Raw genomic sequence first — 20,337 nt, 5'->3', positions numbered from 1 at the left:
CTTTTTGAAATGGTGGGTGATACCGGGTTCGAACCGTGATACCCGGTTCTTGTAAGAAGCGGGAGGTGCCACACCTTCCGGCTCGTATTCCGGATAAAGAAAAAGGCCGCTTTGCAGCGGCCTTTTTGAAATGGTGGGTGATACCGGGTTCGAACCAGTGACGCCCGGTTCTTGTAAGAAGCGGGCGGTGCCACATCTCCCGGCTCGTATTCCGGATAAAGAAAAAGGCCACCTTTCGGTGGCCTTTAAGTAGATGGTGGGTGATACCGGGTTCGAACCAGTGACCCCCTCCTTGTAAGGGAGGTGCTCTCCCAGCTGAGCTAATCACCCAAATTCTGTAGTGGCGTCCTGGGAAGTGTGACGGCACGTTGTCTGGTTACCAAAAGTTTTGACAACCAATTTGTATGGTGGGTGATACCGGGTTCGAACCAGTGACCCCCTCCTTGTAAGGGAGGTGCTCTCCCAGCTGAGCTAATCACCCTAAATCTGTAGTAAAGCCCTGGGTTGTCGGCTTTACGTTGTAAATGGTGGGTGATACCGGGTTTGACCCGTTATCCCCGGTTCTTGTCACAGCGGGAGTTGCTCTCCCTCTTTGCTCCAGGAACCAACTTGTATGGTGGGTGATACCGGGTTCGAACCAGTGACCCCCTCCTTGTAAGGGAGGTGCTCTCCCAGCTGAGCTAATCACCCTAAATCTATAGCAAAGCCCTGGGTTGTCGGCGTTGCGTTTTCAATTTGGTTGGCAGGTCCTGAATCATCAGGAAATTGGTGGGTGATACCGGGTTCGAACCAGTGACCCCCTCCTTGTAAGGGAGGTGCTCTCCCAGCTGAGCTAATCACCCCTGCCATGTGGAGCGGTATTATAGGGAGGGTGTTTTTAGTGTCAACCCAATTTTCCGCAACCCCGCTTGAGTGCTGGTTTTTTCTACGCCTTGGGGTGCTGGGAGCCGCTGCCGCCCGGTGCTAGAATAGGCGCTTTCCCAAGGCCAAGCCGTCAACCTAATAAGTGCTTCCATGAAAGTCAAAACCCGTTTTGCCCCCAGCCCCACAGGTTACCTGCACGTCGGTGGTGCCCGCACCGCCCTCTATTCCTGGCTCTTTGCCCGCCACAACCAGGGCGAGTTCGTGCTGCGTATCGAAGACACCGATCTCGAGCGTTCCACCCCGGAGGCCATCGAGGCCATCCTCGACGGCATGAACTGGCTGGAGCTGGGCTGGGACGAAGGTCCTTACTACCAGACCAAGCGTTTTGACCGTTACCGCGACGTGGTCGCCCAGATGCTGGAAGCGGGCACCGCCTACAAATGCTACTGCTCCATAGAGCGCCTGGACGCCATGCGCGAAGAGCAGATGGCCAAGGGTGAGAAGCCCCGTTATGACGGCAAGTGCCGCCACGGCAACACAGAGCATGCCGCCGACGCGCCTTATGTCATCCGCTTCAAGAACCCGGAAGAGGGCAGTGTCATCTTCGACGACCAGATCCGCGGCCCCATCGAAATAGGCAACAAGGAACTGGACGACCTCATCATCCAGCGCACCGACGGCAGCCCCACCTACAACTTCTGTGTGGTGGTGGACGACTGGGACATGGGCATCACCCACGTGGTGCGCGGTGAAGACCACATCAACAACACCCCGCGCCAGATCAACATCCTTAAGGCCCTGGGTGCCCCCGTGCCCCTCTATGCCCACGTCTCCATGATCCTGGGCGACGACGGCAAGAAGCTGTCCAAGCGCCACGGCGCCGTGTCCGTGATGCAGTACCGCGACGAAGGCTACCTGCCCGAGGCCCTGCTCAATTACCTGGTGCGCCTGGGCTGGTCCCACGGTGACCAGGAGGTGTTCAGCATGCCCGAGATGATCGAGCTGTTCACCCTGGAAGCCGTCAACAAGGCCGCCAGCGCCTTCAACACCGAGAAGCTGAACTGGCTGAACAACCACTACATCCGCACCCTGCCGGCTGAAGAGGTAGCCAAGCACCTCGAATGGCATATGGCCGACCAGCAGCTCGACACCAGCAAAGGTCCCAGCCTGGAAGCCCTGGTGGGGGTCATGGGCGAGCGGGTCAATACCCTGCGCGAGCTGGCCGCCCAGAGTCGCTACTTCTATGAGGACTTCAGCGACTTCGAAGAAGGGGCTGCCAAGAAGCACCTGCGCCCCGTCGCCCAGGAGCCGCTGCAACTGGTGCAGAAGAAGCTGGCGGAGCTGGCCGACTGGACAGTCGAAGCCATCCACAACGCCATCCAGGCCACCGCCGACGAGCTGGAAGTGGGCATGGGCAAGGTGGGCATGCCGCTGCGCGTCGCCGTCACCGGTGCCGGCCAATCCCCCTCCTTGGACCTGACCCTGCACCTCATCGGCAAAGAGCGCAGCCTGGCCCGCCTGGACCAAGCCGTTGATTTTATCGTCAAACGCGCCGCAGACTGAGAAAAGCCGGTTGACAGGAAAAAGGGGGCTGCATAGAATGCGCCTCGCACTGAAGGGGAGCGCGGCTCCCCTGATTCAGGGGCTATAGCTCAGCTGGGAGAGCGCTTGCATGGCATGCAAGAGGTCGGCGGTTCGATCCCGCCTAGCTCCACCAAATTCAAGTGTTTGATGGTGTAGGATATATCGGAAAAGAGGTCGGCGACAAAGGTTGCCCCGTTCGATTCCGCCTGGCTCCACCAAACAGTGGTCATGGCTTGTAAGCGGTGACCAGCTCTGAAAAGAGCGACAATTTGGCCTGCACCAGCACAGCAGGTTCGATACGGTAGTTTCGGGGCTATAGCTCAGCTGGGAGAGCGCTTGCATGGCATGCAAGAGGTCGGCGGTTCGATCCCGCCTAGCTCCACCAAATAAGTCACCGATGTCCTAGCATCGGTGCGGGTGAAGGCAGAAATGCCGTTCGGTTTTGCCAGCAAAACCTCACCTTAAAAAATTTGGCTCGATTGATGTAAAGGAAGAAGCCGCATGGCTTCGTTGGCTCAGCCAAGCCTTTACAAAAATCAGTGCAAAGCGAGGCTTTGCAAAGCCTGATTTTTGTCCCCTTCGTCTAGAGGCCTAGGACACCGCCCTTTCACGGCGGTAACAGGGGTTCGAATCCCCTAGGGGACGCCACATCGAAGAACTGAGGTGAACGCCATTCCAGTAGCGTCACCAAGGGTGAGAAACCCTGCAGTTCGACCAAGGCGCGTAGCGTCTTGGAACAGCCGAAAGGCTGGCCCGAAGGGCGAAATGCCGAAGGCATTTCGTGATCCCCTAGGGGACGCCACAATTTGGGGTTATAGCTCAGCTGGGAGAGCGCTTGCATGGCATGCAAGAGGTCGGCGGTTCGATCCCGCCTAGCTCCACCAAATAAGTCACTGATGTCCTAGCATTAGTGCAGGTGAAAGGCAGAATTGCCGTTCGACTTTGACCAGCAAAGTCTCACCTTACAAAATTTGCCGCGACGCAACGCGTCGCAGACTGCAAATTTTGTCCCCTTCGTCTAGAGGCCTAGGACACCGCCCTTTCACGGCGGTAACAGGGGTTCGAATCCCCTAGGGGACGCCACATCGAAGAACTGAGGTGAACGCCATTCCAGTAGCGTCACCAAGGGGTGAGAAACCCTGCAGTTCGACCAAGGCGCGTAGCGTCTTGGAACAGCCGAAAGGCTGGCCCGAAGGGCGAAATGCCGAAGGCATTTCGTAATCCCCTAGGGACGCCACAATTTGGGGTTATAGCTCAGCTGGGAGAGCGCTTGCATGGCATGCAAGAGGTCGGCGGTTCGATCCCGCCTAGCTCCACCAAAACCAAAGGCCGCTCGAAAGAGCGGCCTTTTTCTTTGCGTTTTTTAAGGCATTACCGTCAGTTGAGGCTGTCTTATGGTTGGTTGGGACAAGCCGTCCCTGGCGCCGCCTTCCGGCTCGGCCGTCCTGTGGCCTCGCGCTCGGCAGCGCAGAAGCGGCGCTTCTGCTTCGAGCCTCGCCCCGCCTAGCTCCACCAAAAACAAAGGCCGCTCGAAAGAGCGGCCATTTTCTCGTCAGGGCTCGTCTAATCCAGCCGGTCCTTGAGGTCGGCCCAGATGTTTTCCATCAGGGCCGGCTGGGCCTGGGCTGTGGGGTGCAGGCCGTCGCCTTGGACCATGCCGTCCTTGCCGAACAGATCCTTGAGGAAGAAGGGCAGCAGGGGCACGTCCTTGGCTTTGGCCACCTGGCCGAAGCTGGCCTTGAAGGCGTCCAGGTAGCGGGGGCCGTAGTTGGGGGGCAGCCAGATCTCCATCAGCAGCACCTGGCTGCCGGCCTGGCGGCTGAGGCTCACCAACTGCGCCAGGTTGGCCTTCATGCGGCCAAGGGGGTAGCCGCGCAGGCCATCGTTGCCCCCCAGCTCGATGAGCACCAGGTCGGGCTGATGTTCCTTGAGGATGGCGGGCAGGCGGCGCAGGGCACCGCCCGTGGTCTCGCCGCTGATGCTGGCGTTGACCAGCTGCCAGTCCGGTGCCTCCTTGGCCAGCCTGTCCGACAACAGCTTTACCCAGGTCTGCTCCGTCTGGAGCCCGTATCCGGCGCTCAGCGAATCCCCCAGCACCAGCAGGGTCTTGGCCTGGCCCAGGGGGCTTATCAGCAGCAGTATCAGCAGCAGGGCTCGCATGGGGCCTCCTAGTGGGTGGTGCCGGCGACGGCCTCTATCTCGGTGGTGCCGGCCAGCAGTTCGTCACAGAGCCTTTTCAGGGCCGCCACCAGGGTCGGCAGCGCCATGCTGGGGCTGCCGGGGTGGCGGGCCGCCTGCTCGGGAAGGTAGGGGATGTGGACGAAGCCGGCCTTGGGCCCCCAGGGCAGGGCGGCGGCCAGGTGGCAGGCGCCGTAGAGCACCTGGTTGCAGACATAGGTGCCGGCGCTGTAGGAGATCTCCGCCGGAATGCCGGCCGTTTCGAGGGCGGCCCGAAGCCGCTTGACGGGCAAGGTGCTGAAGTAGGCGGTGGGGCCGCCTGCCACCACAGGCTGGCCGCTCGGCTGCTGGCCCTGGTTGTCGGGAATGCGGGCCTCGATGAGGTTGATGCCCACCTTTTCCAGGCTGATGGCGGCCCGGCCCCCGGCCTGGCCGACGCAGAGGATGATGTCCGGCTCCAGGGCGCGGGCCGTCTGGCCCAGCACCGCCAGGCTTTGGGCGAAGGTGCAGGGCAGCATCAGGCTGATGACGCTGTCCTTGTAGCCGGCCAGTTGTTTGACCGCTTCCCAGGAGGGGTTGATGGCTTCGCCGCCGAAGGGCTCGAAACCGGTTAAGAGGATCTTCACAAGAGCCACCATAAAAGCGCGATATTGGCGGTGAGCAGCAGCAGGGCCGTGGGCACCTGGGCTTTTATCACCGCGTTTCTGTCGTCCAGTTCCAAGAGGGCCGCCGGCACCATGTTGAAGTTGGCGGCCATGGGGGTGAGCAGAGTGCCGCAATAGCCGCTGAACATGCCGATGGCGGCCATGACGGCGGCGTCGCCGTGGTACTGGTTCACCAGGAAAGGGATGCCGACGCCGGCGGTGATGACCGGGAAGGCGGCAAAGGCGTTGCCCATGATCATGGTAAAGAGTGCCATGCCGACGGCATAGGCGACAATGGCCCAGAAGCGTACGCCCTCAGGCAGCACCTGGCCCACCAGGGCGGCGACGGCGTTGCCGATACCGGCGTGGGCGAAGAGGATACCCAGGGTGGCCAGCATCTGGGGCAGCAGCAGGGCCCAGCCGATGGCGTCCATCAGCCTGGCGTTTTCCTTGAGGCCCTGCAGCGGCGACTCCCGGGTCAGGCGGCAGGCGAGGGCAAAGGCGATAAGGCAGGCCAGGCCCAGGCTGATAAGGGTGGCGCTCTTGGGGGCCACCCACACCAAGCCCTGGCCGGCCAGCCAGGGAAAGCCCAGCGCCCCCACCAATGTGATGCCGGGGATGGCCAGCGCCGGCCAGAAGAGTTTGGCACCCAGGCGCTCGGCCCCCTGGTCGCGCCTGGCCTGGTCCAGCTCGCCCTGGAGCCTGGACTTGACCAGGTTCAGGCCACCCAGCAGGCCCATGGCCAGCACCAGGGCGCCGCTGAGCTTGGCCGGCAGCCAGCCGCCCACCAGGAAGAGAAGGCCGTAGAGGCTCCAGAAGAGGGCCGTGGGCCAGCGCCTGGGGTGGGCCCTGTCCAGGGCCGTCAACACGCCGTTGGCCAGCAGCAGCACTCCTGCAAGGCCATAGAAAAACTCGATGCTAAGCACGGGGCGCCTCCTGGAGGGCCGCCCTCGCCCGGGCCAGCTGGCGGTCCAGGTAGAGCACCCGGCAGCCGTGGATCAGCAGGGCGCAGAGGGCGGTGGGGATCCCCCAGAAGGCGATGTGCAGGGGCTCGACGTCGATGCCGTTTTCCTTGAGGAAGCTGTGCATCAAGAGCACGGCGCCGAAGGCCACGAAGATGTCCTCGCCGAAGAAGAGGCCGACGTTGTCGGTGGCGGCCGCCATGGCCCGCAGGCGTTGGCGCTCGGCGTCGCTCAGGGGCCCCAGCACCCGGCCGGCTGCCCCTTCGGCCATGGGCGCCAGCAGTGGCCTGACCATCTGCGGGTGGCCGCCAAGGCTGGTGAGGCCGAGGGCGGCGCTCAGTTCGCGCAGCAGCAGGTAGAGGGCCATCAGCCGCCCGGCGGAGATCTGCTTGAAGCCCGCTATCCAGCGGCCCGCCTGCTCGCGCAGGCCGCTCCGTTCCAGAAGGCCGATGACGGCCAGCGGCAGCACCAGGATCAGCGACAGGGTGCGGGTATGGGTGAAACCTTCGCCCAGGGCCTTGAGGATGTCGCCAAAGGGCAGGGCGGCGGCCAGGCCAGTGACCACCCCGGCCAGGGTCACCACCAGCAGCGGGTTGGCCCTCAGCCCAAAGCCGATGATGATCACCGCCACCCCCAGCAGGGGCCAGTAGGATACGGCGTCCATCAGGGGGCCTCTATGACGATCTGTCGCTCGAGCAGGGCTTGGCGAAGGGTCCTGGCCAGGCTCAGGGCATGTTGGTTGTCGCCGTGCAGGCAGAGGCTGTCGGCCTTGACCTGGATCTTGCCACCGCCCTGGGCCTGCACCTCGCCATCCATGGCCAGGGCCAGTACCTGGGCCTGGACCTCGGCGTCGTCCTCCAGCACGGCGCCGGCCTGGCTGCGCGGCACCAGGCTGCCGTCGCCCTGGTAGCGGCGGTCGGCAAAGACTTCGGAAACGGCCTCAAGGCCGGCCTTTTCGGCGGCCACCAGCAGTTGGCCGCCGGCCAGGCCATAGAGCTTGAGGCTGGGGCCCAGGGCCTTGACGGCCGCGGCGATGGCGGCGGCCAAGGCCGGGTCACGGGCGGCCTGGTTGTAGAGGGCGCCGTGGGGTTTGACGTGGTGGAGCGCCGCGCCCCTTGCCTCGCAGAGGGCCTTGAGGGCGCCGCACTGGTAGAGCACCAGGTCGAAGACCTCTTGTGGGTCCAGGGTCATCTCGGTGCGGCCGAAGTTGGCCCTGTCGTCGAAACTGGGGTGGGCGCCGATGGCGACGCCGTGGCGGATGGCGAGATCCACAGTCCTGGCCATCAAGGCAGGGCTGCCGGCATGGAAGCCGCAGGCGATATTGGCCGAGCTGATGAGCGGCATCAGCTCGGCGTCGAAGGGGGCGCCTTCGCCGAGATCGGCGTTGAAATCAATGCGCTGCAACGAATTCCTCCAGGTGTTTCAGATAGGCCTGTTGCTGTTGCCAGGCCAGACGCGCCTCGGCCATGGTCACGGGGATGAAGCCCAGGCGCCGGCCCGGCCCCAGCTGCCCCAGCTGCCAGAGATCGGCGGCAATGATCACCCCCAGCTTGGGGTAGCCGCCTGTGGCCTGGGCGTCCATGGCCAGCACTATGGGCTGGCCATTGCCGGGCACCTGTATGGTGCCGGGGATCACGCCGTGGGAGGGCAGTTCGTCCCCCACCAGCCGGGTCAGCTTGGGGCCGTTAAGGCGGTAACCCATGCGGTTGGACAGTGAGCCTATGGTCCAGTCGTTGTGCCAGAAGAGGGTCTTGGCCTCCTGGTCGAAGCTTTCGTATTCGGGCCCCGGCAGCACCCGCAGCCGGCCCGTGCCCGGTACCCGCACGAAAAGGGGAGCCTGGAAATCGCCTTCTGGGCGCCAGCCCAGCTCGTCGCCTGTGGCCAGGGGGGCATTGAAGCCGGAGCTGATGTCGGTGCTGGCCGAGCCCAGCACCTGGGGCACCTCCAGCTCGCCGCTGACCGCCAGGTAGGCCCTGAAGCCCTTCTTCGGCTGGCGGAAATGGAGGACTTGCCCCGGCTCTACGTGGAAACGCCAGCCCGGGGTGACGGGTTCGTTGTCGAAGCTGGCGCCCAGATCGGCGCCGGTCAGGGCCACCCAGCCACTTTTCTGGAAGCGCAGCTGGGTCTGGCCGAAGGTGATCTCGATGGCCGGGGCCAGGGGCGGCTTTTGCAGCAGCAGGTTGGCCGCCTGCAAGGCCAGGCTGTCCATGGCGCCGCTGACAGGTACCCCCTGGTTGCGAAGGCCGGGTCGGCCGCCGTCCTGGATGGTGGCGAGGATGCCGCCCTTGAGCACTTCAATCATGGCGCACCTCGAACTGGATCCGGTGTCCAGGCTGGGATGGGATGGTGGCGAGGATGCCGCCCTTGAGCACTTCAATCATGGCGCACCTCGAACTGGATCCGGTGTCCAGGCTGGGATGGGATGGTGGCGAGGATGCTGTCTTGCAAAACCTCAATCATGGCGCACCTCGAACTGGATCCGGTGTCCAGGCTGGGATGGGATGGCGGCGAGGAAGCTGTCTTTCAGAGCCTCAGTCATGGCGCACCTCGAAACGGATCTGGTCACCGGGCTGGATCAGCGCCGGCGGCTCCCGGGTCACGTCGAACAGGGGCTGCTCCATGTAGCCGATGATCTGCCAGCCGCCCGGGCTTTGGCGAGGGTAGATGCCGGTCTGACTGCCGGCGATGCCCACGGCGCCGGCCGGCACCTGCACCCTGGGTTCGGCCCGGCGCGGCACCGCCAGGCGCCTGTCCATGCCGGTGAGGTAGGCAAAGCCCGGCATGAAGCCTACGAAGGCCACCTCGTAGGTGGTACCGCTGTGGCGGGCTATGACCTCTTCCTCGGTGAGCCCTGTGTATTCGGCCACCAGGTGCAGATCCGGGCCCTTGTAGCGCACCGGCAGCAGATGCAGCTTGCCGGAATGGCTCTGGGCTGGCCTTTTTTCCCAGAGCGCCAGGCAATGCCCGGCCAGGGCGTCGAGATCGGCCCCGGGGGCCTTGAGCAGCAGGGTCAGGTTGCCCATGCCGGGTACCGCCTCCAGCAGCTCGGCCTTGCCTGCCAACTGGCCGGCCAGCCAATGGAGCTGGCGCTGGGCCTCCACGCCGGGATCGTTGAGGTTCAATACCAGGGCGCTGTCCCCAAGGGGCGACCAGGTCAGGGTCATGATGGCTCTCGTCGATAGGTTCTGGCACTAACCTATCTATAACAGCTTCTGATTGCATCTCTATTGTGGGCAAGGACTTAACTGGACTGACCCCTTGGCCGGGGATCCAAAGCCGGTTAAGGTCCTATCAAAGGATCTCGCTGGAGTTCGCCATGAGTCACCCCGTGATAGCAGCGCAGCAGCTGGCCAAGTCGGTCGTCAGTGCCGACGGCAACCAGCTGACCATTCTCAAGGGCCTGGATCTGCAGGTGGGGGCAGGGGAGACACTGGCCATCATGGGTGCCTCAGGCTCCGGCAAGTCGACCTTGCTTGGCCTGCTGGCGGGGCTGGACAGCCCCAGCTCGGGCAGCCTCTGGCTGGCCGGCCAGGAGCTGGCGGCGCTGGACGAAGACCAGCGGGCGGCGCTGCGGGCCAGCAAGCTCGGCTTCGTCTTCCAGCAGTTTCTGCTGATCCCCAGCCTCAATGCCCTGGAAAACGTGATGATGCCCGCCGAGCTCCAAGGCATGAAGGACGCCCGGGCCAGGGCCCAGGAACTGCTGGCCCGGGTCGGCCTCGGCGAGCGGCTGCACCACTTCCCAGGCCAGCTCTCCGGCGGTGAGCAGCAGCGGGTGGCCCTGGCCAGGGCCTTCATCACCAACCCGGCGCTGCTCTTCGCCGACGAACCCACAGGCAACCTGGACCGCCACACAGGGGAGCACGTGGCGGACCTGCTCTTTGCCCTCAACCGGGATTTTGGCACCACCCTGGTGCTGGTGACCCATGACGAGACCTTGGCGCGGCGCTGCGGCCGGGTGCTCAGCCTCAAGGACGGCCACCTGGAGGCCTTGGGTGATGCGGCCTGAGCTGGTCTGGCGTTTCTTCTGGCGTGAGCTCAAACGCATGGACGTGCTGATCATGGTGCTGGCCATCGCCCTGGCGGTGGCGTCCGTGGTGTCATTGGCACGCTTCGCCGAGGTGCTGAACCAGGCCTTCGATCGCAAGGGCGCCAGCTTCCTGGCCGCCGATCTGGTGCTGCGCAGCAGCCAGCCCCTGGACCAGGCGGTGGAAAAGGCCATCCAGGCCAGCCCCCTGGACAAGAGCCACCAGACCCGTTTCACCACCATGCTGATCCATGGCGACGCCATGCAGCTGGCGGCGGTGGCTGCCGTCGATGCCCACTACCCCTTGCGGGGCCAGCTCAAGGTGGCGGACAGCCCCTTCGGGACCAAGGTGGTCACCGGCCATGGCCCAGGGGCCGGCAGCATCTGGCTCGACAGCCGCCTGGCCCAGGCCCTCGGCGCCAAACTGGGGGACAAGGTGGAGCTGGGCTACGCCAGCCTCAAGGTGGAGCGCTTCCTTATCGAGGCCCCCGACCTGGGGCTCAACCTCTTCGCCACGGCGCCGCCGGCGCTGATGAACGAGGCCGATCTCGCCGCGACCAAGGTGATACAGCCGGGCTCCAGGGTCGGCTGGCGCTGGCTGTTCAGAGGGGATGCCAAGGCCCTCAAGCAGCTGGAAGCGCGCTTCAAGGACCAGCTGCCGCCCGGCGCCGAGTTCACCGACATCCACCGCAGCAACTCCCCCATAGGCACGGCCCTGGACAGGGCCAGGCGCTTTTTGCTGCTCTCGAGCCTGCTGGGGGTGCTGCTGGCGGCCGTGGCCATAGGGGTGGCGGCGCGGCGTTTTTGCGACGCCCACGTGGAGACGGTAGCGTTGATCAAGGCCCTTGGCGGCAGCAGGAACAAGGTGGTGGCGCTCTTTGCCGGCCAGATGGGGCTGGTGCTGGTCCTGGGCTCGCTGCTGGGCCTGGCCCTGGGATTGGGGCTGGTGCAGGGGCTCTTGGCCCAATACGGGGCCCTCTTGCCGGCCGAGCTGCCGCCGCCCACCGCTGAGCCCCTCTGGCTGGGCATGGCGGTGGGGGCCCTGTGCACAGCTGCCTTTGCCGCCTGGCCGCTGTGGCGGCTCCTGAAGGTGCCGCCGATCCGGGTCTGGCGGGAAGGGGAAGGCGGCGACGGCGGGGGCCGGACCCACTACCTGCTGGTGCTGGCGGCCCTGTTTGGTGTCATTTACCTCTTCACTGGCGATCTCAACCTGACCTGGGCTGTGGGGGCCGGGGTCGGGGCCGCCGCCCTGGCCGTGGGCCTGTGCAGTTATGTGCTGCTGCGCCTCCTTGGCCGGACCCGCAGTATCGGCGGGGCCTGGCGGCTGGCGGTGGCGGGGCTGCAACGGCGCCGCGGCGCCAGCCTGGTGCAACTGGGCAGTTTCACCCTGGCGCTGATGCTGATGCTGCTGGTGCAGCTGATCCAGCATGATCTCCTGGCGGACTGGCAGAAGAGCCTGCCGGATGATGCCCCCAATTATTTCGTGGTCAATGTGGCCCCGGACGAGGTGGCGCCGGTCAAGGCCTTCCTGGCCGGCCACGGCAGCAGCGCCAGCGACCTCTATCCCGTGGTGCGGGCCAGGCTCACCGCCATCAACGGCGAAGCGCTGCGCCAGGGGGACGAAGAGCCGGCCCAGGGCAAAGCGCCGCAGCGGGGCGGCCGGGTCGGCATAGACCGCGAGCTCAACCTCACCTGGCGCACCGATCTGCCGCCCCAGAACAAATTGGTGCAGGGCAGCTGGTGGCAGGCCGGCGGCGGCAAGGCGGTATCGGTGGAGGAAGGGGTGGCCAAGCGCCTCGGCATCAAGCTGGGGGACGAGCTGGCCTTCCGCCTCGGCGGTGAGGATTTCTCTGCCCCGGTCACCAGTATCCGCAAGGTGGACTGGCAGTCCATGCAGCCCAACTTTTTCATGATCTTCAGCCCGGCCGTGCTCAAGGACTTCCCGGCCAGCTACATCGCCAGCTTCCACCTGGCGGACGACCAGCGCCCGGCCCTGGGCACCTTGCTGCGTGACCATCCTACCCTGACCCTTATCGACGTGGACGCCATCCTCGGCCAGATCCGCAGCCTCATCAACCAGGTGGCCTTGGCGCTGCGTTTCGTCTGGTTACTGGTCTCGGCGGCGGCGCTGCTGGTGCTGCTGGCGGCGGTGCAGGCCAGCCTCGACGAGCGGCGCCGGGATCTGGGGGTGCTGCGTACCCTGGGGGCCTCCAACCGCAGTCTGCGCCAGGCCCTGGGCCTGGAGTTCCTGCTGCTGGGGGGCCTGGCCGGGTTGATGGCGGGCCTGTGCAGCCAGCTCAGCCTCTATCTTCTGCAGACCAGGGTGCTGGATCTCCCTGTGAACCTGCACTGGCCGCTATCCTTGCTGGCCCTGGTCGGTGGTGCACTGGGAGTGGCGATACCGGCCCTGCTGCGGCTCTGGCCGCTGCTGCGCCGCGCGCCGCTGCGCCTTATCCGCAGCTGAGGAGGCAGGCCCTGGGGCCGCCTCTCCCTTCATGGCTTATACCCTTGGGGGTATGTTGATCTTTGCAGTCTTCACATATACCCTTGGGGGTATATAAGGAGGTGTCTCATGCCATTGCCCGTATCCTATTGCCACCAGGTCAACGATGCCCTGTTCTGCGCTGGCCTGCCGACCCAGGCTGAACTGGAAGCCTGCCAGAAGAAGGGGATCAAGACCGTCATCAACCTGACCCTGCCAAAGGAAGTGAGCTTCGACGAGGAAGCCCTGGTCCGCTCCCTTGGCATGGCTTACCACGCCCTGCCCATAGCGGGCCCGGGCGATATCGACAAGGCCCGCTGCGAGCGGCTCAAAACCCTGCTGGAAGAGGCAGAGGGCCCTGTGCTGCTGCACTGCGGCACTGCTAATCGCGCCGGCGGCATGCTGGCCGCCATGGCCTATCTCTGTGAGGGCCAGGATCTGGAAAGCGCCATGGCCGCAGGCCGCCAGGGCGGCATGACCAAGCTCGAAGCGCCCCTGCGCCAATGTCTCTGTGGAGGTGAATGATGAACGTCGATAAATTTGTACTGCGTTTTGCCGGCTCTGTGGTGCTGCTCAGCCTGCTGCTGGCCTATCTAGTCAGCCCTTACTGGCTCTGGCTGACCGCCTTCGTGGGCGTCAACCTGGTGCAGTCGTCCTTTACCGGCTTCTGCCCCCTGGCCATCATCCTCAAGAAGCTGGGCGTCAAACCCGGCTGTGCCTTCTAAGGAGCTTTGCATGAAAGGGCTTTGGCTGCTGGGCGCCCTGGCGCTGCCGGTGCTGGCCACCGAACTGACCCTGGAACCCCAGCCCCTGGCTGACCAATTGGTGTTGCAGGGGTTGGTGGAGGCCACCAACCAGGCCACAGTGTCGGCCCAGACCTCGGGCCGGGTGGAGCAGGTGCTGGCGGACGTGGGTGACGAAGTGCCGGCCGGCGCCGTCATCCTCACCATCACCTCGGTGGAACAGCACCAGGCCCTGGACCAGGCCCAGGCCGCCGAGGCCGCCGCCCAGGCCACCTTGCTGTCGGCCCAGCAGGACTGGCAGCGGGTCTCGGATCTGGTGGGGCGCAAGCTGCTGCCGGTGGCCGAGAAGGACAAGGCCAGGGCGGCCCTGGACAACGCCAAGGCCGCCCTCAAGGCCGCCAGTGCCGCGGCGAAAAGGGCCAGCGAGCAGCTCTCTTACACCGCCATCCGCGCCCCTTACGGCGGCGTGGTCAGCCAGCGCCTGGTGGAGCCCGGTGAGCTGGTCCAGCCCGGCACGCCGCTGATGACAGGCTTCGACCCCAGATCCATGCGCATCCACGTGGATCTCCCGGCCAGCCTGGCCGAGGGAGCCGGCCATTACCACTGGGCCAGGGTCGGGGAGCTGACCCCCAAGAGCTTCCTGCTTTTCCCCACCGCCGACAGTTTGAGCGGCACAGTGCGGCTGCGCCTGGTGCTGCCCGACGACGCCAAGCTGCTGCCCGGCCAGTGGCAACAGGTCAGGGTGCAGGTGGGGGAACACCAGGGGCTGCTGCTGCCCAAGGCGGCGGTGCAGCACCAGGGCGAGCTCAGCCTGGTACGGATGCAGAACGGCGACTGGCGGGCGGTGCGCCTGGGCCAGTCCAGGGATGGCCAGGTGGAGGTGCTGAGTGGCCTCAAGGCGGGCGAGGTCATCCAATATGACTAAGCTCGGACTGGCAGGGCGCCTGGCCGCCTGGGGGGAGCGCTCCCGTCTCACCCCCTTGCTGGCCCTGTTCGGCCTGGTGCTGGGGCTGCTGGCCGCCAGCATCACTCCCCGTGAAGAAGAACCCCAGATCGACGTCACCATGGCCGATGTCATGGTGGCCTTCCCCGGCGCCCGCAGCCAGCAGGTGGAGACCGAGCTGCTGGTGCCCCTGGAGCAGCATTTCTCCCGCATGAGCGGCATAGACCACGTCTATTCCCAGGCCCGTCCCGGCCAGGCGCTGGTGACGGTGCAGTTCAAGGTCGGGGTGGACAGGGACAAGGCCCTGGTCCAGCTCTTCGACAGCCTGGCCAGTTGGCGTGAAGCCCATCCGGGGATCAGCCAGCCCTTGGTCAAGGCCAGGGGCATAGACGACGTGCCGATCCTGGCGTTGACCCTCTCGGGGGACGGCCTCGACCTCAAATCGGTGGCCGATACCCTGACCGAGCCATTGAAGAACGTCGACGGGGTGCGTGACCTCAATATCATCGGCGCCGAGCCCGAGCAGCTGGAGGTGCGCCTCGACGCCACCGCCATGGCGAGGGTAGGGCTCGACATCAACGCCTTGGCCCAGGCCCTGTCCTCCCAGAACCAGAGCGGCCAGGCCGGTTACCGGCTGGCGGGAGACAAGCTTGTCAGCGTGCAGGCCGGGAGCTTCATCGACAGCGTCGATACCCTCAAAAACCTGGTGGTGACTGTCGTGGACGGCAAGCCGGTCAGGCTGTCGCAGCTGGCCACCATCAGCCAGGGCAGCACTGTGCCCAGCCAGTATATCTGGACCAGGCCCAAGGGCGGCCAGGCGGTGCCGGCCCTGACCCTGACCCTCACCAAGAAGGCCGGTGAAAACGCCGTTGTGGTGGCGGACAAGGTGCTTAAGCGCCTGGACACCCTCAAGGAGCAGTGGTTGCCGGCCGGGCTCAAGGTGGACGTGACCCGCAACTATGGCCAGACCGCCGACGACAAGGCCAGCAAGCTCATTCATAAGCTTATCTTCGCCACCCTGTCGGTGGTGGCCCTGGTGCTCTTCACCTTGGGCCGCCGCGAGGCGGTGGTGGTGGGCAGCGCCGTGGTGCTGACCCTGGCCCTGACCCTCTTCGCCTCCTGGGCCTGGGGCTTTACCCTCAACCGGGTGTCGTTGTTCGCCCTTATCTTCTCCATCGGCATACTGGTGGACGACGCCATAGTGGTGGTGGAGAACATCCACCGCCACCTGGCCCTTGGCGGCAGCCTCAAGACCGCCATTCCCGGCGCCGTCGACGAAGTCGGGGGCCCCACCATATTGGCGACCTTCACCGTCATAGCGGCGCTGCTGCCCATGGCCTTCGTCAGCGGCCTGATGGGGCCCTACATGAGCCCCATCCCCATCAACGCCTCCCTGGGCATGTTGCTGTCGTTGCTCATTGCCCTCACCGTCACCCCCTGGCTGGCCAGGCACCTGTTGAAAGACCAAGGCCATGACCAGCAGCACAGCCACAGGTTGCTGGCCTTCTTCGGCAAGCTGATGCTGCCGCTGCTGCGCAGCCGCAAGAAGCGCTACCTGATGGGCTTTGGCCTCATCGGCCTCATCGTCCTGGCCATGGGCCTGGCGGTGGTGGAGGCCGTGGTGCTGAAGATGCTGCCCTTTGACAACAAGAGCGAAGTGAAGCTGGTGGTGGACATGCCGGAGGGCACGCCGCTGGAGGACACCAACGCCTTGCTGCAGGCCATGGCCCGCAAGCTCGACCAGATGGATGAGGTGGAGGAGACCCAGGTCTACGCCGGTACCGCTTCCCCCATCGGCTTCAACGGCCTGGTGCGCCAGTACTACCTGCGCCGTGGCCCCAACCTCGGCGACATCCAGGTGACCTTGAAGGACAAGCACCACAGGGATCGCTCCAGCCACGAGATAGCCCTGGCCATCAGGCCGTTGCTGGCGCCCCTGGCCCAGGCGGCCGGCGCCAGCCTCAAGGTGGTGGAAGTGCCGCCTGGGCCGCCGGTGCTGGCGCCCATAGTGGCGGAGATCTATGGCCCTGACCGCCAGAGCCGGGAGCAGGCCGCCGCGGCCGTGCTCAAGGCCCTTAGCGGGACCGACGGCATAGTGGACCAGGACAGCACCCTGGTAGCCAAAGGCAGTGACGAGATCTGGCAGGTCAAGCGCCAGAAGGCCATGCAGCTCGGCGTCAGCCCGGCCCAGGTGGTCAAGGCCCTGCAGGGTGCCCTGGCCGGCATAGACGTGACCTATGTGGCCATCCCCGGCCAGACCCAGCCGATCCCCGTGACCTTGCGCCTGCCCGGCAGTTGGCAGGGCCAACTGGCCCAGCTTGAGGGCCTGACCATCAAGGCCCAGGGCGGCCAGGCCGTGCCGCTGGCGGAATTGGTGGAGCGGGTCAAGGTGCCCCTGGACCAGCCCCGCTACCACAAGGATCTGCGGCCCGTGGTCTACGTGACGGCGGACATGGCCGGGCGCCTGGACAGCCCCCTCTACGGCCTCTTCGCCGCCGCCGGCAAGCTGGAGCTGCCCCAGACCTATACCGAGAAACCGGATATCTGGAACAAGGCGGCCCTCAAGTGGGACGGCGAATGGCAAATCACCTATGAGACCTTCCGCGATATGGGCATCGCCTACGCCGTGGGGCTGCTGCTGATCTACCTCTTGGTGGTGGGGCAGTTCGGCAACTATATGGTGCCGCTGGTGATCATGGCCCCCATCCCCCTGACGCTCATTGGCATCATGCCCGGCCATGCCCTCCTGGGGGCCCAGTTCACGGCCACCTCCATGATCGGCATGATCGCCCTGGCCGGCATCATAGTGCGCAACTCCATACTGCTGGTGGACTTCATCCGCGAAGCGGTGGCGGAAGGGGTTAGCCTGGAACAGGCGGTGATCCAGGCCTCGGCCATCAGGGCCAAGCCCATCATACTGACGGCGGTGGCGGCCATGCTGGGGGCCTTCTTCATCCTGGACGACCCCATCTTCAACGGCTTGGCAGTGAGCCTCATCTTCGGTATCGCCATCAGCACTGTGCTGACGTTGGTGGTGATACCCCAGCTCTATGCGGCACTGCTGCGCCGGGCTGGACACTGAGGGCCGAGGGCGGGATCATGTCGGCCAAACCCAAGTTGGAGTCCTTGCCCTTAATGCAACCCACACCACAGCAACAGGACAAGATGATCAAGCGCCTGGCCCGCATAGAGGGCCAGCTGCGCGGCATCCAGAAACTGATCCGCGACCAGGCCGATTGCGAGAAGGTGGTGCAGCAGCTCACCGCCTCCCGCAAGGCCCTGGACAAGGCCTTCTTCGAGCTGATGGCCTGCGTCATCGAAGGCTCGGTGCTGGAGGACGGCAAGCCGGAAACAGAGGAACGGATGGGCGAGATCCGAAGGTTGCTGGCCAAGTACGCATGAAAAAAGGCCCCTCGGGGCCTTTTTTGTTGCTTATCCCCTCTCGAACAACCTGAATCCCTTCTTGCCCGTCTTCTTGACCTGGTACATGGCCGTATCGGCCATGGCCACCAGGCTGTCGGCGTCCGAGGCCTGAGTAGGGAAGACGGCGATGCCGATGCTGCAGCCCACCTGCACTGTGCCCAGGGGCAGCTCCAGGGGTTGGCTGCTGGCTTCCAATATACGCTTGGCCAGGGGCTCCACCGCCAGGGTGCCCGGCGCCTCGATGAGGAAGGCAAATTCGTCGCCACCCAGTCGGAATACCAGATCACCCTCCCGTTGGAGCTGTCGGTAGCGGTGGGCCAGGGTCACCAGCAACCGGTCACCGGCCTGGTGGCCCTGGCTGTCGTTGACCGCTTTGAAGCCATCGATGTCCACCAGGTAGAGGGCCAGCTGGCAGGCCGGCTCCCGGCCACAAAGGCCAATGGCGTCGGCCAGTTTTTCTTCGAAGGCGGCGCGGTTGCAGAGATCGGTCAGGGGGTCGTGCAGGGCTCGGTGCAATATCTCCGCCTCGCTACGTTTGCGGTCGGTGATGTCGCGGGCGATGGCGTAGAGGTTGGTGGTGGCCTGGGTCAGGGCCGGACAGTGCCAGGCTATCCAACGCCATTGGCCTTTGGCGTCACGGTAGCGGTTCTCGAAGTTGATGCTGTCCTGGCCTTCCCCCAGTGCCGCCAGCTCCTGGCGGGTGTTCTCTATGTCGTCTGGATGGATGAAGTCGGTGAAGGGGCGGGCCAGCAGCTCGTCGGTGCTGTAGCCAAGGACTCGGGAAAAGGCGGGGTTGACCCGCTTGAAATAGCCGTCCAGGCCGGCGATGCAGAGCATTTCCAGGGAGTTCTCGAAGAACCACTCCCATTCCTGCCGCTCCTTGCGGTAGTGGCCCAACTCCTGGCTGAGTTGGTGGGCCGAGTCCTGTAGTTGGCGGCGTTCATGCTCCAGCGCCTTGATGCGCCGCTCCAATTCCTCCCGCTTGCTGATCTCGCCTTGCAGGCGGCTGATGAGTTCCCTGTCATCGGCTTCGTAGGGACTGCTCATAAGATGGGCCCATTTCTCCCCCCCTGCCGGGGCCGCCGTGCCGCCGCTAGGGGATGGCGCCAAGCGCCTTTACCACCAATGATCGGCAAAAAAGGTCCAAGCCGCCGCCGATCAAGAACAAAAGAGACTAATAAAAAGCGTAGCCCAGGCGGGGCAAGCCAAAAAATCTGGGCTTTGACAAAGAGCAATCAGCAGGTGAATGAGGGACAAACACCAGAGGGAAGCGGGCCGCTTGGCTTCGTATCAATGCAGCTTCTCGCCCCGCTCCAGCATGGCCAGGAACTGCTCGAAGCGCTTCTGCCGGGTTTCTGCCTTCTTGGCGCTCTGGAGGCGGTAGGCGATGGCGTAGCGGTTGTGCTTGTTGAGGGTGTCGAAGAAGGCTTGGGCCTCGGGGCGGCTCTTCAGGGCGGCCAGGAAGTCGTCCGGTACCTGCATCTCGCTGGGGGGCGCATAGGCGGCGTCCCAGCGGCCGTCGGCCTTGGCCGCCTGGACCTGGGCAAGGCCGGGGGGCTGCATCCGCCCTTCGGCCATCAGCCGCTCGGCATGGGCCTTGTTGCGCCGTGACCAGGGGCTGCCTGGGCGGCGCTGGGTGAAACGCTGCAGGTAGGCGTGCTGGTCCAGGGCCTGCTTCTGGCCGTCAATCCAGCCCCAGCAAAGCGCCTCAATCACCGCTTCTTCCCAGCTGATGGTCCGGCGTCCCGATCCTTTCTTGTAGATACGCAGCCAGAGCACCGCTTCAGTCTGGTGGTTGGCCGCCAACCAGGCCGAGAAGGCGGCCGGGGTGTCGAAGGCGAGCTCGAGGCTGTCATCCATGGTCATTGTCCTTTGGCCAGTCAGGCGAGCCGTTCCAGCAGTGCGGCGCCCTTGGCGCTGAAAAGCAGCCAGCAAAGGGCGGCGATGTTCAGCGCCACCGTCAGCCAGTAGCCGCCTCTGAACTCGGCCTTCTGGGACTTGTGGCGAAAGAGGTACTGGGCGCAGGCCGCGCCTGGCCAGCCTCCGGCCAACGCCAGCAGGTGCAGGTTGTTCTCCTGCGTGCGCCAGCGGCCTTTTTTGGCTGCCCATTTGTCCCGGCCATAGGCAAGGAAGGTCAGGAAGCTGAGCAGGCCATAGGCGCCAAGCAGCACCGCCGGCGCCTTCTGGCTGACGCCCATAAGGGCCAGGAAGGCCAGGCCCAGCAGGGCATTGAAGGCGCCGCTGCGCCCCCGCCTGATCTGGTACCGGCGGCCCTCGGCGGCGAAGCGGACCTGCCTGGCCTGGGGCCTGCCGCCGCCGTCCTTTTGCAGCTCATAGACGAGGACGTCGCCCTCGACAGGGCGGCGGCCACCGCGCTTGAAGGCCTTGATATGGACGAAGGCGCGGACGCCGCCGCCATTGGGCTCCACGAAGCCAAAACCCCGTTCGTCGTTCCAATCGCTCAGTTTTCCCTGGTAACGCATGTCTCTC

The 20,337-nt window shown here is 64.9% G+C and carries 18 protein-coding genes and 10 tRNA genes; 14 read left to right on the top strand and 14 right to left on the bottom strand.

Annotated features, from left to right (window positions below; translation table 11 throughout):
• Window positions 1-254 precede the first annotated feature (254 nt).
• From PVT67_RS11365 to PVT67_RS11350, 4 genes are all read right to left on the bottom strand, one after another.
• Window positions 255-330: transfer RNA gene (locus tag PVT67_RS11365), tRNA-Val, on the bottom strand.
• A 75-nt stretch (window positions 331-405) separates the two neighbouring features.
• Window positions 406-481 (bottom strand) — tRNA-Val (locus PVT67_RS11360).
• A 133-nt stretch (window positions 482-614) separates the two neighbouring features.
• Window positions 615-690: transfer RNA gene (locus tag PVT67_RS11355), tRNA-Val, on the bottom strand.
• A 76-nt stretch (window positions 691-766) separates the two neighbouring features.
• Window positions 767-842 (bottom strand) — tRNA-Val (locus PVT67_RS11350).
• Between the two features lie 172 nt (window positions 843-1,014).
• On the opposite strand from PVT67_RS11350, the gene gltX reads away from it, so the two are divergent.
• The 7 genes from gltX to PVT67_RS11315 all read left to right on the top strand — a co-directional run bounded on the left by gltX (window position 1,015) and on the right by PVT67_RS11315 (window position 3,767).
• Entirely contained in the window at window positions 1,015-2,427 is a 1,413-nt protein-coding gene (gltX, locus tag PVT67_RS11345; RefSeq protein WP_301493733.1) for a glutamate--tRNA ligase, read from the top strand.
• Window positions 2,428-2,505: 78 nt separating this feature from the next.
• Window positions 2,506-2,581, top strand: a tRNA-Ala gene (locus tag PVT67_RS11340).
• Window positions 2,582-2,757: 176 nt separating this feature from the next.
• Window positions 2,758-2,833, top strand: a tRNA-Ala gene (locus tag PVT67_RS11335).
• A 187-nt stretch (window positions 2,834-3,020) separates the two neighbouring features.
• A tRNA-Glu gene (locus PVT67_RS11330) sits at window positions 3,021-3,096 on the top strand.
• 160 nt (window positions 3,097-3,256) lie between these two features.
• A tRNA-Ala gene (locus PVT67_RS11325) sits at window positions 3,257-3,332 on the top strand.
• 123 nt (window positions 3,333-3,455) lie between these two features.
• A tRNA-Glu gene (locus PVT67_RS11320) sits at window positions 3,456-3,531 on the top strand.
• 160 nt (window positions 3,532-3,691) lie between these two features.
• Window positions 3,692-3,767 (top strand) — tRNA-Ala (locus PVT67_RS11315).
• Between the two features lie 244 nt (window positions 3,768-4,011).
• On the opposite strand, the gene PVT67_RS11310 is transcribed toward PVT67_RS11315, so the two are convergent.
• From PVT67_RS11310 to pxpB, 7 genes are all read right to left on the bottom strand, one after another.
• On the bottom strand, window positions 4,012-4,608 hold the full coding sequence (locus tag PVT67_RS11310; protein ID WP_301493732.1) for an arylesterase: 597 nt from the start codon (window positions 4,606-4,608) through the stop codon (window positions 4,012-4,014).
• A gap of 8 nt (window positions 4,609-4,616) precedes the next feature.
• A complete protein-coding gene (pcp, locus tag PVT67_RS11305) occupies window positions 4,617-5,264 on the bottom strand; it encodes a pyroglutamyl-peptidase I (RefSeq protein WP_419181012.1) in 648 nt (215 codons plus the stop codon).
• Window positions 5,249-6,196, bottom strand: coding sequence for a DUF979 domain-containing protein (locus PVT67_RS11300; protein ID WP_301493730.1), 948 nt, complete (start codon window positions 6,194-6,196; stop codon window positions 5,249-5,251). Before PVT67_RS11300 ends, pcp begins: the two co-directional genes overlap by 16 nt.
• Window positions 6,189-6,896, bottom strand: coding sequence for a DUF969 domain-containing protein (locus PVT67_RS11295; RefSeq protein ID WP_301493729.1), 708 nt, complete (start codon window positions 6,894-6,896; stop codon window positions 6,189-6,191). Before PVT67_RS11295 ends, PVT67_RS11300 begins: the two co-directional genes overlap by 8 nt.
• Window positions 6,896-7,576: a 5-oxoprolinase subunit PxpA gene (locus PVT67_RS11290; protein WP_301499687.1), complete on the bottom strand. Its 681-nt coding sequence runs from the start codon at window positions 7,574-7,576 to the stop codon at window positions 6,896-6,898. Before PVT67_RS11290 ends, PVT67_RS11295 begins: the two co-directional genes overlap by 1 nt.
• Before the next feature lie 46 nt (window positions 7,577-7,622).
• Window positions 7,623-8,534 carry a 5-oxoprolinase subunit C family protein gene (locus PVT67_RS11285; RefSeq protein ID WP_301493728.1) on the bottom strand — a complete coding sequence of 304 codons (912 nt, stop codon included), beginning with the start codon at window positions 8,532-8,534 and terminating at the stop codon, window positions 7,623-7,625.
• A gap of 229 nt (window positions 8,535-8,763) precedes the next feature.
• Window positions 8,764-9,396 carry a 5-oxoprolinase subunit PxpB gene (pxpB, locus tag PVT67_RS11280; protein WP_301493727.1) on the bottom strand — a complete coding sequence of 211 codons (633 nt, stop codon included), beginning with the start codon at window positions 9,394-9,396 and terminating at the stop codon, window positions 8,764-8,766.
• Between the two features lie 152 nt (window positions 9,397-9,548).
• Between pxpB and PVT67_RS11275 the strand changes: the two genes are divergently transcribed.
• The 7 genes from PVT67_RS11275 (at window position 9,549) to PVT67_RS11245 (ending at window position 17,826) form a co-directional block, all read left to right on the top strand.
• A complete protein-coding gene (locus tag PVT67_RS11275) occupies window positions 9,549-10,238 on the top strand; it encodes an ABC transporter ATP-binding protein (RefSeq protein WP_301493726.1) in 690 nt (229 codons plus the stop codon).
• On the top strand, window positions 10,228-12,720 hold the full coding sequence (locus PVT67_RS11270; protein WP_301493725.1) for an ABC transporter permease: 2,493 nt from the start codon (window positions 10,228-10,230) through the stop codon (window positions 12,718-12,720). Before PVT67_RS11275 ends, PVT67_RS11270 begins: the two co-directional genes overlap by 11 nt.
• Before the next feature lie 108 nt (window positions 12,721-12,828).
• Window positions 12,829-13,263, top strand: a complete 435-nt coding sequence (locus tag PVT67_RS11265; protein ID WP_301493724.1) for a protein tyrosine phosphatase family protein — start codon at window positions 12,829-12,831, stop codon at window positions 13,261-13,263.
• Entirely contained in the window at window positions 13,263-13,463 is a 201-nt protein-coding gene (locus PVT67_RS11260; RefSeq protein WP_301493723.1) for a YgaP family membrane protein, read from the top strand. Before PVT67_RS11265 ends, PVT67_RS11260 begins: the two co-directional genes overlap by 1 nt.
• A 10-nt stretch (window positions 13,464-13,473) precedes the next feature.
• On the top strand, window positions 13,474-14,406 hold the full coding sequence (locus PVT67_RS11255) for an efflux RND transporter periplasmic adaptor subunit (RefSeq protein ID WP_301493722.1): 933 nt from the start codon (window positions 13,474-13,476) through the stop codon (window positions 14,404-14,406).
• The gene (locus tag PVT67_RS11250; protein ID WP_301493721.1) at window positions 14,399-17,506 is read left to right on the top strand and encodes an efflux RND transporter permease subunit; all 3,108 of its coding nucleotides are present in this window, start codon (window positions 14,399-14,401) and stop codon (window positions 17,504-17,506) included. Before PVT67_RS11255 ends, PVT67_RS11250 begins: the two co-directional genes overlap by 8 nt.
• A 17-nt stretch (window positions 17,507-17,523) precedes the next feature.
• Complete coding sequence (locus tag PVT67_RS11245; RefSeq protein WP_301493720.1) at window positions 17,524-17,826, top strand: metal-sensing transcriptional repressor; 303 nt, start codon at window positions 17,524-17,526, stop codon at window positions 17,824-17,826.
• Between the two features lie 30 nt (window positions 17,827-17,856).
• Here the strand turns inward: PVT67_RS11245 and PVT67_RS11240 are convergent, their stop codons facing one another.
• The 3 genes from PVT67_RS11240 to PVT67_RS11230 form a co-directional block, all read right to left on the bottom strand.
• On the bottom strand, window positions 17,857-18,894 hold the full coding sequence (locus PVT67_RS11240; protein ID WP_301493719.1) for a sensor domain-containing diguanylate cyclase: 1,038 nt from the start codon (window positions 18,892-18,894) through the stop codon (window positions 17,857-17,859).
• 243 nt (window positions 18,895-19,137) lie between these two features.
• Window positions 19,138-19,707: a YdeI/OmpD-associated family protein gene (locus tag PVT67_RS11235; protein WP_336407732.1), complete on the bottom strand. Its 570-nt coding sequence runs from the start codon at window positions 19,705-19,707 to the stop codon at window positions 19,138-19,140.
• A 20-nt stretch (window positions 19,708-19,727) separates the two neighbouring features.
• On the bottom strand, window positions 19,728-20,330 hold the full coding sequence (locus PVT67_RS11230; protein WP_301493717.1) for a DUF1294 domain-containing protein: 603 nt from the start codon (window positions 20,328-20,330) through the stop codon (window positions 19,728-19,730).
• Window positions 20,331-20,337 lie beyond the last annotated feature (7 nt).

Source organism: Gallaecimonas kandeliae (genome assembly GCF_030450055.1).
Taxonomy (GTDB): domain Bacteria; phylum Pseudomonadota; class Gammaproteobacteria; order Enterobacterales; family Gallaecimonadaceae; genus Gallaecimonas; species Gallaecimonas kandeliae.
Note: the sequence above shows the minus strand (reverse complement) of the source record. Positions and strands in the feature narration are given on the sequence as shown.

Bases quoted from the DNA above. Each gene is read 5' to 3' on its own strand.
- gltX (WP_301493733.1), top strand. From the start codon at position 1,015: ATGAAAGTCAAAACCCGTTTTGCCCCCAGCCCCACAGGTTACCTGCAC.
- PVT67_RS11310 (WP_301493732.1), bottom strand. From the start codon at position 4,608: ATGCGAGCCCTGCTGCTGATACTGCTGCTGATAAGCCCCCTGGGCCAG.
- pcp (WP_419181012.1), bottom strand. From the start codon at position 5,264: ATGGTGGCTCTTGTGAAGATCCTCTTAACCGGTTTCGAGCCCTTCGGC.
- PVT67_RS11295 (WP_301493729.1), bottom strand. From the start codon at position 6,896: ATGGACGCCGTATCCTACTGGCCCCTGCTGGGGGTGGCGGTGATCATC.
- PVT67_RS11290 (WP_301499687.1), bottom strand. From the start codon at position 7,576: ATGCCGCTCATCAGCTCGGCCAATATCGCCTGCGGCTTCCATGCCGGC.
- PVT67_RS11285 (WP_301493728.1), bottom strand. From the start codon at position 8,534: ATGATTGAAGTGCTCAAGGGCGGCATCCTCGCCACCATCCAGGACGGC.
- pxpB (WP_301493727.1), bottom strand. From the start codon at position 9,396: ATGACCCTGACCTGGTCGCCCCTTGGGGACAGCGCCCTGGTATTGAAC.
- PVT67_RS11275 (WP_301493726.1), top strand. From the start codon at position 9,549: ATGAGTCACCCCGTGATAGCAGCGCAGCAGCTGGCCAAGTCGGTCGTC.
- PVT67_RS11270 (WP_301493725.1), top strand. From the start codon at position 10,228: ATGCGGCCTGAGCTGGTCTGGCGTTTCTTCTGGCGTGAGCTCAAACGC.
- PVT67_RS11265 (WP_301493724.1), top strand. From the start codon at position 12,829: ATGCCATTGCCCGTATCCTATTGCCACCAGGTCAACGATGCCCTGTTC.
- PVT67_RS11260 (WP_301493723.1), top strand. From the start codon at position 13,263: ATGAACGTCGATAAATTTGTACTGCGTTTTGCCGGCTCTGTGGTGCTG.
- PVT67_RS11255 (WP_301493722.1), top strand. From the start codon at position 13,474: ATGAAAGGGCTTTGGCTGCTGGGCGCCCTGGCGCTGCCGGTGCTGGCC.
- PVT67_RS11250 (WP_301493721.1), top strand. From the start codon at position 14,399: ATGACTAAGCTCGGACTGGCAGGGCGCCTGGCCGCCTGGGGGGAGCGC.
- PVT67_RS11245 (WP_301493720.1), top strand. From the start codon at position 17,524: ATGTCGGCCAAACCCAAGTTGGAGTCCTTGCCCTTAATGCAACCCACA.
- PVT67_RS11240 (WP_301493719.1), bottom strand. From the start codon at position 18,894: ATGAGCAGTCCCTACGAAGCCGATGACAGGGAACTCATCAGCCGCCTG.
- PVT67_RS11235 (WP_336407732.1), bottom strand. From the start codon at position 19,707: ATGGATGACAGCCTCGAGCTCGCCTTCGACACCCCGGCCGCCTTCTCG.
- PVT67_RS11230 (WP_301493717.1), bottom strand. From the start codon at position 20,330: ATGCGTTACCAGGGAAAACTGAGCGATTGGAACGACGAACGGGGTTTT.